The 12,630-nt window shown below is 58.6% G+C and carries 10 protein-coding genes and 1 tRNA gene; 4 read left to right on the top strand and 7 right to left on the bottom strand.

The window, feature by feature from the left end; all coding sequences use genetic code 11:
- Window positions 1–96 precede the first annotated feature (96 nt).
- The 5 genes from carB to gloB all read right to left on the bottom strand — a co-directional run bounded on the left by carB (window position 97) and on the right by gloB (window position 9,198).
- Entirely contained in the window at window positions 97–3,351 is a 3,255-nt protein-coding gene (carB, locus tag GH657_RS11315; RefSeq protein ID WP_153100850.1) for a carbamoyl-phosphate synthase large subunit, read from the bottom strand.
- A 125-nt stretch (window positions 3,352–3,476) separates the two neighbouring features.
- Window positions 3,477–4,631, bottom strand: a complete 1,155-nt coding sequence (carA, locus tag GH657_RS11320; protein WP_153100851.1) for a glutamine-hydrolyzing carbamoyl-phosphate synthase small subunit — start codon at window positions 4,629–4,631, stop codon at window positions 3,477–3,479.
- Window positions 4,632–5,096: 465 nt separating this feature from the next.
- Entirely contained in the window at window positions 5,097–6,317 is a 1,221-nt protein-coding gene (locus GH657_RS11325; RefSeq protein WP_153100852.1) for an MFS transporter, read from the bottom strand.
- A 305-nt stretch (window positions 6,318–6,622) separates the two neighbouring features.
- Window positions 6,623–8,251: a transglycosylase SLT domain-containing protein gene (locus GH657_RS11330; protein ID WP_153100853.1), complete on the bottom strand. Its 1,629-nt coding sequence runs from the start codon at window positions 8,249–8,251 to the stop codon at window positions 6,623–6,625.
- 155 nt (window positions 8,252–8,406) lie between these two features.
- Entirely contained in the window at window positions 8,407–9,198 is a 792-nt protein-coding gene (gloB, locus tag GH657_RS11335; protein WP_153100854.1) for a hydroxyacylglutathione hydrolase, read from the bottom strand.
- A 19-nt stretch (window positions 9,199–9,217) separates the two neighbouring features.
- Between gloB and GH657_RS11340 the strand changes: the two genes are divergently transcribed.
- The 4 genes from GH657_RS11340 to GH657_RS11355 all read left to right on the top strand — a co-directional run bounded on the left by GH657_RS11340 (window position 9,218) and on the right by GH657_RS11355 (window position 11,558).
- Window positions 9,218–10,045 carry a class I SAM-dependent methyltransferase gene (locus GH657_RS11340; protein WP_153100855.1) on the top strand — a complete coding sequence of 276 codons (828 nt, stop codon included), beginning with the start codon at window positions 9,218–9,220 and terminating at the stop codon, window positions 10,043–10,045.
- Window positions 10,042–10,491: a ribonuclease HI gene (gene rnhA, locus GH657_RS11345; RefSeq protein WP_153100856.1), complete on the top strand. Its 450-nt coding sequence runs from the start codon at window positions 10,042–10,044 to the stop codon at window positions 10,489–10,491. The genes GH657_RS11340 and rnhA overlap by 4 nt, the downstream gene beginning before the upstream one ends.
- 134 nt (window positions 10,492–10,625) lie before the next feature.
- On the top strand, window positions 10,626–11,339 hold the full coding sequence (gene dnaQ / locus GH657_RS11350; RefSeq protein WP_153100857.1) for a DNA polymerase III subunit epsilon: 714 nt from the start codon (window positions 10,626–10,628) through the stop codon (window positions 11,337–11,339).
- A gap of 144 nt (window positions 11,340–11,483) precedes the next feature.
- Window positions 11,484–11,558, top strand: a tRNA-Val gene (locus tag GH657_RS11355).
- Window positions 11,559–12,057: 499 nt separating this feature from the next.
- On the opposite strand, the gene GH657_RS11360 is transcribed toward GH657_RS11355, so the two are convergent.
- Both GH657_RS11360 and GH657_RS11365 read right to left on the bottom strand, forming a co-directional pair.
- Window positions 12,058–12,429 carry a type II toxin-antitoxin system VapC family toxin gene (locus GH657_RS11360; protein WP_153100858.1) on the bottom strand — a complete coding sequence of 124 codons (372 nt, stop codon included), beginning with the start codon at window positions 12,427–12,429 and terminating at the stop codon, window positions 12,058–12,060.
- Entirely contained in the window at window positions 12,426–12,623 is a 198-nt protein-coding gene (locus GH657_RS11365) for a type II toxin-antitoxin system VapB family antitoxin (protein ID WP_046565138.1), read from the bottom strand. Before GH657_RS11365 ends, GH657_RS11360 begins: the two co-directional genes overlap by 4 nt.
- Between the last annotated feature and the right edge of the window lie 7 nt (window positions 12,624–12,630).

Below are 12,630 nucleotides of genomic sequence, written 5' to 3' on the forward strand. Positions count from 1 at the left end.
TTAAGCGCATTCCGCAAGAAACCGGCTAAAAGGGCCGGTGCCTGACAGAACACCGCTTAACCGCGGCACGTACATCGTTGGCAAAAATTTGAAGCCTCAGTTTAGGCGAGCGTGGAGCCCTTGTAAATCATAGACTTCGAGGTCCTTCAGATAACGCAGGCCTTCAACCGCCGCCCGCGCGCCTGACATCGTCGTGTAATACGTGACCTTGTTGGCCTGGGCACTCATCCGGATCGAACGCGAATCGGCAATGGCCGCACGCGTTTCATCGACCGTCGTGAACACCAGCGCAATCTCGCCATTCTTGATCATGTCGACAATATGCGGACGGCCGTCCTTGACCTTGTTCACCACCTTCACAGGCACGCCCGCTGCATCAATTGCCGCGGCGGTCCCCTTGGTGGCGACAATCGGATAACCCAGCTCGTGCAGCATGCGTGCGACTTCGACCGCTTTGGCCTTGTCCGCATCCATCACCGTCAGCAACACCGTGCCCGATTCAGGCAAACGCGAACCGGCGGCCAGTTGCGACTTGAAGAGCGCTTCACCGAAGGTCTGCCCCACCCCCATCACCTCACCCGTCGAGCGCATCTCAGGCCCCAGCACAGGATCAACGCTCGGGAACTTGACGAACGGAAACACCGCTTCCTTCACGCTGAAATACGGCGGGTCAATTTCTTTCGTTACCCCCTGGGCGGCCAGCGTCTGGCCCACCATCGCCCGTGCGGCGATCTTCGCTAGCGGCAAACTGGTCGCCTTCGAGACATAAGGCACCGTGCGCGATGCCCGGGGATTGACTTCGAGCACGTAAATCACGTCCTGCGCGCCCCCGCCCTCCTGTGGCACCTGCTGAATGGCGAACTGCACGTTCATCAGCCCAACGACGTTCAGCGCGCGAGCCATCGCCGCCGTCTGCCGCTTGAGCTCGGCAATGGTGGGGGCCGACAGCGAATACGGCGGCAGCGAACAGGCCGAATCGCCCGAGTGAACGCCGGCCTGTTCAATGTGTTCCATGACACCGCCGATAAAGACCGCTTCACCGTCGGAAATACAGTCCACATCGCATTCAATCGCATCGTTCAGGAAACGGTCGAGCAGCACCGGTGAATCGTGCGAAACCTTGACCGCCTCGCGCATATAGCGCTCGAGATCGCGTGGCTCATGCACGATTTCCATCGCGCGACCGCCCAGCACATAGGATGGACGCACCACCAGCGGATACCCAATCTCATCGGCCAGCCGCAACGCCTCGTCTTCAGCGCGAGCGGTGCGGTTTGGCGGCTGGCGCAGACCCAGATCGTGCAGCAGTTTCTGGAAGCGCTCGCGGTCCTCGGCGGCATCGATCATGTCCGGCGAGGTGCCGATGATCGGCACGCCATTGGCTTCCAGATCCAGCGCCAGTTTCAGCGGCGTCTGGCCGCCATACTGGACGATCACGCCCACAGGCTTTTCCTTGTCGACGATTTCAAGCACGTCTTCGAGTGTCAACGATTCGAAATACAGGCGATCGGACGTGTCGTAATCAGTCGAAACGGTTTCAGGGTTGCAGTTGACCATGATCGTTTCATAGCCGTCTTCGCGCATCGCCAGCGCCGCGTGCACGCAGCAGTAATCGAACTCGATCCCCTGGCCAATGCGGTTCGGCCCGCCGCCCAGCACCATGATCTTTTTGTTGCTGGTGGGATGGGCTTCGCATTCTTCCTCGTAGGTCGAATACATGTAGGCGGTTTTCGTGGCGAACTCGGCCGCACAGGTATCGACGCGCTTGTACACCGGGCGCACGTCGAGCTCGATGCGACGCTGGCGCACTTGCGCCGGGCTCGCGTCCAGCAGCTTCGCCAGACGCCGGTCGGAAAAACCGCTTTGCTTCAGAAAATAAAGTTCGGCTTTGGACAAACTGGCAAGCGTGCGGCCCGCCAGCGCCTTTTCCTTCAGGATGATCTGCTCGATTTGCGCGAGGAACCACGGGTCGATCGAGGTCTCTTCGAAGATATCCTGCTGCGTCATGCCGATCCGGAATGCATCGCCGACGTACCAGATCCGGTCAGGGCCCGCTTCGCCGATCTCGCGGATGATTTCATCGCGGCTGACGGTTTTCTCATCAAGCCCATCGACGCCGACTTCCAGCCCGCGTAACGCTTTCTGGAACGACTCCTGGAACGTGCGGCCAATCGCCATCACTTCGCCCACCGATTTCATCTGTGTCGTCAGACGCGAATCGGCGGCGCGGAATTTCTCGAACGCAAAACGGGGGATTTTCGTCACGACGTAGTCAATCGTCGGCTCGAACGAGGCGGGGGTTTGGCCCCCGGTGATTTCGTTTTTCAGCTCGTCGAGCGTGTAGCCCACGGCCAGCTTCGCGGCAATCTTGGCAATCGGAAACCCCGTCGCCTTGGAGGCCAGCGCGGACGAGCGCGACACACGCGGGTTCATTTCGATCACGACCATCCGGCCATCTTTGGGATTGATCGAGAACTGGACATTCGAGCCCCCGGTATCCACGCCGATCTCGCGCAGCACGGCCAGCGAAGCATTGCGCAGGATTTGATATTCCTTGTCGGTCAAGGTCTGAGCGGGAGCGACGGTGATCGAATCGCCCGTGTGAATCCCCATCGGGTCGAGGTTCTCAATCGAACACACGATGATGCAGTTGTCCTTTTTGTCGCGGACCACTTCCATCTCGTACTCTTTCCAGCCCAGCAACGATTCTTCGATCAACAGTTCACGCGTCGGCGACAGGTCTAGCCCGCGCTTGCAGATTTCTTCAAATTCGTCGCGGTTATAGGCAATCCCGCCGCCCGAGCCGCCCAGTGTGAACGATGGCCTGATCACCACCGGATAACCCCCGCTACCCGTGGCCGCGGCAATCTCAGCTTGCACCTTGAGGGCTTCTTCCATCGAATGCGCAACGCCCGATTTGGCCGAACCGAGGCCAATCTTCGTCATGGCATCCTTGAATTTCTGCCGGTCTTCGGCCTTGTCGATCGCTTCGGGCGAGGCTCCAATCAGCTCGACCTTGTACTTGGCCAGCACGCCGTGCTGATGCAAATCAAGCGCGCAGTTCAGCGCGGTCTGTCCGCCCATCGTCGGCAAAATGGCATCCGGGCGCTCACGGGCAATGATCCGCTCAACCACTTCCCAGGTGATCGGCTCGATGTAGGTGACATCGGCCGTGTTCGGGTCCGTCATGATCGTCGCCGGATTGCTGTTGACGAGAATGACCTTGAAGCCTTCCTCACGCAGCGCCTTGCACGCCTGCGCGCCCGAATAATCGAACTCGCACGCCTGCCCGATGATGATCGGACCCGCGCCGATGATAAGAATGCTCTTGATGTCTGTCCGCTTCGGCATAACGCTCTCGCTAATGTATTGCTCAATTCTTTCGGTTGGCGCGCGTCGGGGTTGCCATTGCGCGCGCTTTCTACTTTCTGCATGTTTGCGGCCAGTCGCATCTGCCGCCAGGCTGCGTGCCGCGCTTATGCCGCGGTGCTTCGGCTACCCTGTGCGGCATCCATCAACGCCGTGAAGCGGTCGAACAGGTAGGCGATGTCATGCGGCCCCGGTGATGCTTCCGGGTGGCCCTGAAAGCAAAACGCCGGACGGTCCGTCAGCGCAAAACCCTGCAGCGAGCCATCGAATAACGAAACGTGTGTCACACGGGCATTGGCGGGCAAGGTAGCCGCATCGACCGCAAAACCATGGTTTTGCGACGTAATGACAACGCGACCGTCTTCGAGATCTTTCACCGGATGATTGGCGCCGTGATGTCCGGTTTTCATCTTCACGGTTTTGGCGCCCAGCGCGAGGCCCATGATCTGGTGTCCAAGGCAAATGCCGAAGGTCGGAATGCCCTGCTCGATCAAGGTTTTCGTGGCGGCGATCGCATACTCGCAAGGCTCCGGATCGCCCGGGCCATTCGAGAGGAAAATGCCATCGGGCCTGAGCGCGAGCGCATCAGCCGCAGAGGCTTCAGCGGGCAGCACGGTGACGTGACAGCCGCGCTCGGCAAGCATGCGCAAAATGTTGTACTTGACGCCGAAATCGAAGGCCACCACGCGATACTTCGGCGCTTCCTGCACGCCATAGCCCTGGCCCAGACGCCATTCGGCCTGGGTCCAGGCGAAAGAAGACGGGGTGGACACCACTTTGGCCAGATCCATGCCGGCTAGCCCAGGAAACGCGCGTGCCAGCTCAATGGCCCGGGCTTCGTCGTCCAGACCCGCGACAATCGCGCCATTCTGGGCGCCCTTGTCGCGCAGCAGGCGCGTCAGCTTGCGGGTGTCGATACCCGCGATGGCAACCACGCCTTCTGCGGTGAGATAGTCGGAAAGCGAACGCTGCGCGCGGAAATTCGACATCTGAACCGGCAGGTCGCGGATGATCAGGCCAGCAGCATGAACTTTCGAGGCTTCGACGTCTTCGTCGTTGACGCCCACATTACCGATATGCGGATACGTCAGGGTAACGATCTGGCGGGCATAGCTGGGGTCGGTCAGGATTTCCTGATAGCCAGTCATTGCCGTATTGAAAACGACTTCGCCGACGGTATGACCAGCAGCGCCGATCGAATAACCACGAAAGACCGTGCCGTCGGCAAGCGCGAGTAAAGCGGGGGGAAGGGACGGCAACACGGGGGGAACTCCTTGGGGGAACACCCTGTTGCCAACCTGTTTATCCGGCCAGCAAAGCCGCGTCGAAACGCATCAAACGATGCGCGCGCAGACTCGCCCGGCGCGTGGAAGGCAAACCCTATCATTCGCACAGTTCGGGCACAAAACCCGCAGGGAAATCCAGCAAGGCTTCCGCTTTAAAGCTTGAGGCCGATGAATTTTTGCCTGTCATGGCGGATTGTGCCGTTGGTCGTGTGTAGCTCGCGGAATTGGCTCGCTGTGAATGAGATAGGTAACCTGGATGACGCGCGGCGGATGAACGGGATGAAAAAGGTAGGCGCTAGGGTTCGGGTTGATAAGCTCAAACTTTCGGATTATAGCGCCAAAATACCCTTTCTTTCAAATTCAGGATGGCCATCCACGGTGCGGTGAGACTCGTGGAATATTCGCGCTCACCGCATCGCCAAGGCGCTTTAGCCCTTGATTTCAGGCCAATGGCCTGGCCAGCGTGCGGCTGGGCAGGAAATACCAGATCGCACTCAACACCTGCAGCACCAGCAAAATGCTCCACGCGCTCAGGTGCGCGGCACTTGGATAATGCCCTGCGGTCATCGGCCAAAGCGACAGCACAGCGCCCACGCCAAGCTGAAAACCAAAAATCAGCAAAAAGATCACTAGCGTGAAAGTGGTATTCGCCCGGCCGATCAAATGCGCCGGGAAATGCCGGGCCAGGATCGCGTAGCTCAAGATACCGGTTCCGCCAAAAATCCCATACGCGCCCCAGAGCAGGCTGGCAGGTAGTGGCGCGCCCAACATGATCAGCAACTGGGCCATCACGAAAAGCACCATGCCCCCACCGCAAAAGGCGTAAAGCGACACGCCCCGCCGCTCAAGGCTACGCGCCGCCGCGCCGAAACCCACGCAGCCCGCCATCATCGCCACGCCCAGCACGGAAACCAGTGCCGCCGCCTCTGCCGATGCCAGCCCGGCGACATCGCGCAACCACGCGCCCACCCACAACGATTGCATGGCGTAGAACACGCCCTGGGTCACCACCGAAAACGATGCGATCTTCCAGAACGCGGCGCTTTTCAGAATGTGCAGCGTCCCCTTGAACTGACCCGCAAGGCTCGCCTGGCGGTGGGTTTCGCGCGTATCGGGCACGCACGCCCAAATGGATACGGCCACGAGAACCGTCAACACGCCTAGCGCCATACAGATAGTGCGCCAGCCGGTGAAACCCAGCATCCAGGTGAGCGGCGAACCCACTACCACACCGCCCAGCCCGCCCACCGCCATCACCAGGCCATTCATCAAGGGCAAACGTCCAACGGGAAAATACTGCGCCAGCGCCTTGAAAGCCGCGCCCAGGCATACCGAGACGCCAACCCCCGTCAAAAGCCGCCCGACCATCATCACGCCGAGGCTATGCGCCGTGCCGAACACCCAAACGCCTACTGCGGCAAAAAGCAGCGTGGCAGCGGTCACCCGGCGCGAACCGTAATGGTCCAGAAAAACACCTGCCGGAATTTGCGCACTGGCAAAGCCCAGAAAATAAAGACTGGTGAGCAAACCCAGATCGACAGCGGATAGCCCTAGATCATGCGTAATAAACGGCGCAAAACCTAAATTGATGCCCCGAAAAACGTAGGAAACAAAATAGCCGAGAGAAAACAGGAAGAAAACACGAGTTTGTGTTGACGACATAGTGAGGAAAAATCGAGCCTTTCTGATTGGACCTGAAACGAGCAAACACAAACGATCAAAAAACCAGCGCGACAGGACAAAGCGGCCTTGACCAGGCCTCAAGCGCGAAATGCATCAAAAACCTGTCATAAACCTGCCGCAAACAAAAATGCCGTCATCGCAAAGATGACGGCACCTGCTGACAAGGCATGAGCCGAGCTGACATCAGGCTCGGCTCACATACGCCTCACCACCCGATAGGGCCCGCTCTCGCTCTTGTTGTAACTGAGCGCTTGTCCGCATTTTCACGCGTGAGCGATGACTGATTAGCGGCTTGCAACCTTCGACGTCTTGCTGGCTGCTTTCGCCACGGGCTTGCCTTTGCTCGCCGGAGAAGCGGTTTTCGCCCCCCTGGCGGTACCCGATGAAGCACTCGCTTTTTTGCCGTGCGCTCCCTGTGCGCCCTTTGCTGCACGCACATGGGTACTGATCTTCTCAACCCGGCCGCCCCGCACATTCGTCGCAATCCGCTGCGGCCCCGGCTCGCTCGGCAACGCCCGGCCAACCGGCACATGCAACACCACAACCTGCCCCGGCGCCACCACAGTGCCATGCGATTTATTCCAGGATCTGAGTTGCGCCACCGACACGCCATAGCGCACTGCCAGCGCAGCCATCGTTTGCTTGCGCCGCACGCGAATCAACATCTTGCGTGTGTCCGGCACATCGGGCTCCATGGCCAGCATGCCGCTTTCCGCGACATCGGCGCTGATATCCTCATCATCGTCGCCACGCGGCACAACAATGGTGGAACCGGGTTTCAGACGCATTCCAGCGGGAATCTTGTTGACGGCCATCAACGTTGAAGCATCCACGCCGATTTTTTGTGCAATGACTGCTGGACCGGCACGCTCGGTTACCGTGTAAGTCGTCCACGACGAAAGCGAGCCCGTGTACGTCCTTAGATTGCGCTCGAACGCGCTGGCATTGTCGAATGGCAGCAGGATTTGCGGCTGGGTCGCGCCGAGAATCACGGGTTTTCTGAACGACGGATTCAGCGAGCGGAACTCGTCGCTGGTCATGTTCGCCAGCTTCGCAGCCGTGTCGACATCGATATCGCGCGATGTCGTGACGGTCACGAAATACGGATGGTTTGGAATCGGCGGCAAGGTCAGACCATACGTCTGCGGATTGGCCACGATATCCTTGACCGCCTGCAGTTTGGGCACGTAATGACGGGTCTCGTTAGGCATGCGCAAGCTTTGATAATCGGTCGGCAAGCCGGCCGCCTCATTGCGCGCGATCGCGCGTTGCACATTGCCCTCGCCCCAGTTGTAGGCCGCCAGCGCAAGGTACCAGTCGCCAAACATGTCATGCAGGCGCGACAGATAATCCAGCGCAGCGCTGGTCGACGCGAGCACGTCACGGCGCTCGTCTTGCCACATGTTCTGTTTGAGCTTGTACGAGCGGCCCGTGCCAGGAATGAACTGCCACATGCCTGCCGCTTTGGCCACCGATAACGCCTGGGGGTTATAGGCGGATTCGATAAAGGGCAGCAGCGCGAGCTCGGTGGGCATATGCCGCGCCTCGAGCTCTTCGACGATGTGGTACAGGTATTTTTGCGAACGCTCCGTCATACGCTGCACATACTCGGGACGCTGGGCGTACCAGGTCACCTGCATATCAACCAGATCGCTTCGCAGATCAGGCATCTGGAAACCGCGTCGAATCCGGCCCCAAAGATCGCTATCGCCACTCGTCAGCTGAGTGACGGAGCCTTGATCAATATCGATGGTTTCGTTAGCGCTGGCTGTTTTGCGAAGCGCGTCGGCGACGGCTTGCTTGCTGGCTGGATTGAAGACGGTTGAGGCGGCGGGAGAACGCTTGGCTACGGGTTCCGTGCTGGCGCAGGCAGCAAGCGTCAGAACCAGTAACGCACTAAAAATAAATCGCATGAATGTGTGCACTTCCGAAGGGACTGGAATTTGCAGCCGATAGTACGAAAGTGCCTCGCCCGAGTCAATAAAAAATAACAAAAAACCCAAACAAATCTTGGGCTTGGAGAAGCATTCAAATTTTCAGGATGAGCTTTCCGGGATGCTACGCAAGATTAACGAAAACGGTTTTTCCATTCGCGCATCAATGTGAATACGGCTAGCCGATCCGGCACCGTTTCATGAAACTGTTGTGCGAGCGTCTCTTGAATTTCGGCGCTACCGGTTCGCAAAAAAGGGTTGACCTTCCGTTCATGAGCCAATGTCGTAGGCAAAGTGGGCAAGCCGCGCTCGCGCAACGCTTCGGCTTCGGTACGCCAAGCCTGAAGCGCGGCATTGCCAGGCTCGCACGCAAGGGCGAAGCGAATATTGGATAACGTATATTCGTGGGCGCAATGAACCAGGGTAGCGTCAGGCAACGCGGCGAGCGCATCGAGCGAAGCCAGCATTTGCGCGGGCGTACCTTCGAAAAGCCGGCCACAGCCGCAGGAAAAAAGCGTGTCGCCACAAAAAAGATGCGGCGGACCGTTATTATCTGCCGCCTGAAAGTATGCGATATGCCCCAAGGTATGGCCTGGCACATCGAGTACAGCCAGATCGAGCGCAGGTTGCTCAAGACTTATCCGGTCAGCCGCACCCACGGGGTAGGTCAGATGCCTGATCGCCTCGCGGGCTGGCCCATACACAGGAACCACATGGTCATTCAGCAGATCGGCCACTCCACCGACGTGATCCCGATGGTGGTGCGTGAGTAAAATAGCACCCAGCCGCCAGCCCCGTTGCGCCAGACAGGCACGCACCGGAGCAGCATCCCCCGGATCGACAGCCACCGCATGCGTTCCGTCCGACACCAGCCAGATGTAGTTGTCCTCGAAAGCCGGGACGGGTACGTACTCAAGCGCATTCATAGGCGACGCATTCTTCAATATGTCTAACCGACCGATTATAGACTGGCCTGCCTGGACCCATTCCCCGCCAGGACGCTATGTCCTGCAATGGGAGCAGGCACAACTCGATCATGTGGTTTCGGATATTTTCGGCTACCACGCGCTCCAGCTTGGCTTGCCGCAACTCGATGCGCTGCGCGAAAACCGGATGCCGTGCCGGGGTCTGGTGCTCGACACGGCCAGCGGCGCCAGCGCGCCGTACACCGTGCCTCCGGCCACCCGGATTAAAACCCTTGCCCAGCAGCATGCGCCAGCAGACCGGAGCACCCTCTGGTGCGACCTGCTCGATTTGCCGTTCGAAGCGCAAAGCGTCGACCTGATCGTGATGCCTCACACGCTTGAGTTCACCAGCGACCCGCACCGGCTGCTGCGCGAGGCCGAACGCGTCCTGATGCCCGAGGGGCAACTGGTGATTCTCGGATTTAATTCGCTTTCGCTGTGGGGCGCACGGCAATCGGTTGGCAAAATGACCGGTTGCCCGTTTGTCCCCGCCACGCACGATCTGATCGCCTTCACCCGCATCAAAGACTGGATCAAATTATTGGGTTTTGACCTTGAACGCGGACGCTTCGGCTGTTACCGTCCACCGCTTGCCAGCGACAAATGGCTCTCGCGCTACGCTTTCATGGAAGCCGCGGGCGACCGCTGGTGGCCCATCTTTGGTGCGGCGTACATGATCAAGGCTGTCAAGCGTGTGCGCGGCATGCATCTGGTCGGGCCAGTGAAAGTCAAAAAAACTGTTTTGCCCCCCGGACTCACGCCGGCCGCCACACCCCACACACGTAATGCACGCGACCACACACCATGACGCCAGATTTCATCGACATCTTCACTGACGGCGCCTGCAAGGGCAATCCTGGGCCCGGCGGCTGGGGCGCACTGCTTCGCTTTGGCACTCAGGAAAAAGAGCTGTTTGGCGGCGAACCCAACACCACCAATAACCGCATGGAGCTGATGGCCGTCATCGCCGCACTGGAGGCTTTGAAGCGCCCGTGCAAAGCCATCGTTCATACCGATTCGCAGTATGTGCAAAAAGGCATTAGCGAATGGATTCACGGCTGGAAAAAGAAAAACTGGATGACGGCAGCCAAAACCCCGGTGAAAAATGCCGATCTATGGAAGCGGCTCGATGCGATCGTGCAACAACACGACATCGAATGGCGCTGGGTCAAAGGCCACGCGGGTCATCCAGAAAACGAACGCGCCGATGCGCTAGCCAATCAGGGCGTCGCGGCGCTTTTGGCACAGGTTTAAGTCATTGAGTCATTGAGTCATTGAGTCATTGAGTCATTGAGTCATTGAGTCATTGAGTCACGCGGCGTTTGCGCGCCTGGCTTTCCTGTTTTTTTCATACGTTTTTCATTCGCCTTAGAGCAAAGTCATCCGACATGCGTCAACTTATTCTCGATACCGAAACCACCGGCCTGAATCCGCGCACGGGCGACCGCATTATCGAAATCGGCTGCGTCGAGCTTCTGAATCGCCGCCTGACAGGCAAGAATTTGCATTTTTATGTCAATCCAGAACGTGACAGCGACCCCGGGGCGCTCGCCGTTCATGGCTTGACCACAGAGTTTTTAAGCGACAAGCCGAAGTTCGCTGAGATTGCCGAACCCTTGCGCGATTTCGTCCAGGGCGCGGAACTGATCATTCACAACGCGCCATTTGATATCGGCTTTCTCAATGCCGAGTTCGCCCGGCTGGGATTACCGCCGTTCGAACAGCATTGCGACGGCATCATCGACACGCTCGCTCAAGCCAAGAGCATGTTTCCCGGAAAGCGGAACTCACTGGATGCGCTGTGTGACCGCTTCGGCATCAGCAATGCGCATCGCACGCTGCACGGCGCGCTGCTCGACTCCGAACTGCTCGCAGATGTTTATCTAGCCATGACGCGAGGCCAGGAAAACCTGGTCATTGAGCTAGGCGACGAGACCCCCGCGAATCACGAGATGGCCCTGCCGTTGCCTGGGATAGCGCTTGAAGCGCTTGATTTGCTGGTACTGGCTGCCAGCGATGAAGAGCAGAAAGCCCACGAAGCCGTGCTGGATGGGCTGGATCAGGCGCTCAAGGCTAGCAGTGTCTGGCGTGCCGGGGCTTAATGCGGGGGCTTAATGCCGGGGGCTTAAGTGAGGGCCGAAGTGACGAAGCCACCTGGACGCCTCGCTGGGGCACCTGATTGAGTACCCAATAGATAGAAAATGCTTTACGGGGCGCGATTACACTGACATAATGGAAAGCTATTCGGGTGGTTAGCTCAGCGGTAGAGCACTGCCTTCACACGGCAGGGGTCACAGGTTCAATCCCTGTACCACCCACCACTCTCCGAGACAATACGGAGACAGTGGTCCCGAATAGAGAAGCAGCATAAAGCAGCATGGCAACATTCCAGCAGCGCCCAAATGGGAACTAAACTGCAAAGGGAACTGGACTGCAAAGGTCCACAAGCAAGGCTTCCCAACTCAATCTGCAACATTTCCCACAAAAGCTGAAGTCCAGCGGCACTTCTATCGGTAGCGAACGCAATCCGTGATCGCGCATCCAGGCGAACGGTGACGACCGTCTGTGAAGATAGGCACATCTACAAAAGTTGCGGCCTCTAACCACCGTCCAAACCTCACGTAGCGATCGCCATGCTTCGAGCCTCGGCCCGCTTCGCCAATATACTCGTCGCTATCACGCCATGCCATGTCGAGTGCAACAATGGAAACCCAAACTAACGCGTCCGGCTCGACATCGTCCCATCCTGCGCCCAAGACGTGTCGTCGCCACACCGGCGCGTTCATCCATCTCATCTCGCCCCCACGGGCTTTCCGTTACCTAATGCGCGAGCATCGCGCCAAGACTGAGTTCGTCGGCAACTTTCTTCAATCGCTTGTCACGCGTCCAGATGGTGATGCCCGGTTGTAGTCGCGCGGACGCCAACAGCGACGTGTCGACGTATCCAATTCCACGATTGAACAAACCTTCGCGCTCGATCAGATAAAACGTCTCCTCCGGTGTTGCAACTGGCGCACGTGGAAGATCGAGCAACGCGCCAAGCACGAGGTCACGCTCGCGCAGACTACCGAGCGAAATCTCACCTATCACGTAAGGATGAGCCAGCACACGCTCCTCGACAAGCAAGGTACTCAGCACAGGATCAGAAGCGTTGATATGGTCAATCCAGACCGACGTGTCGACAAGAATCATTCGACGTCCTGCCGGCGCCGCGGCGCGCCCTTGATGCCGGGTTGGCTACCGCCAAGATTAGCGAGTCGTTTCGCGGCTTCACGCTGGATCAAGGCCTTTAGCGCTTCGCGCACGAGTGCCGTTTTTTCCTCAACACCTGTATAAGCTTGAGCTTTGGCGATCAAATCGTCATCAAGCGCAATGGTTGTTCGCATGGGACTC

The sequence above is a fragment of the Paraburkholderia hayleyella genome (genome assembly GCF_009455685.1).
GTDB classification, from domain to species: Bacteria; Pseudomonadota; Gammaproteobacteria; order Burkholderiales; family Burkholderiaceae; genus Paraburkholderia; species Paraburkholderia hayleyella.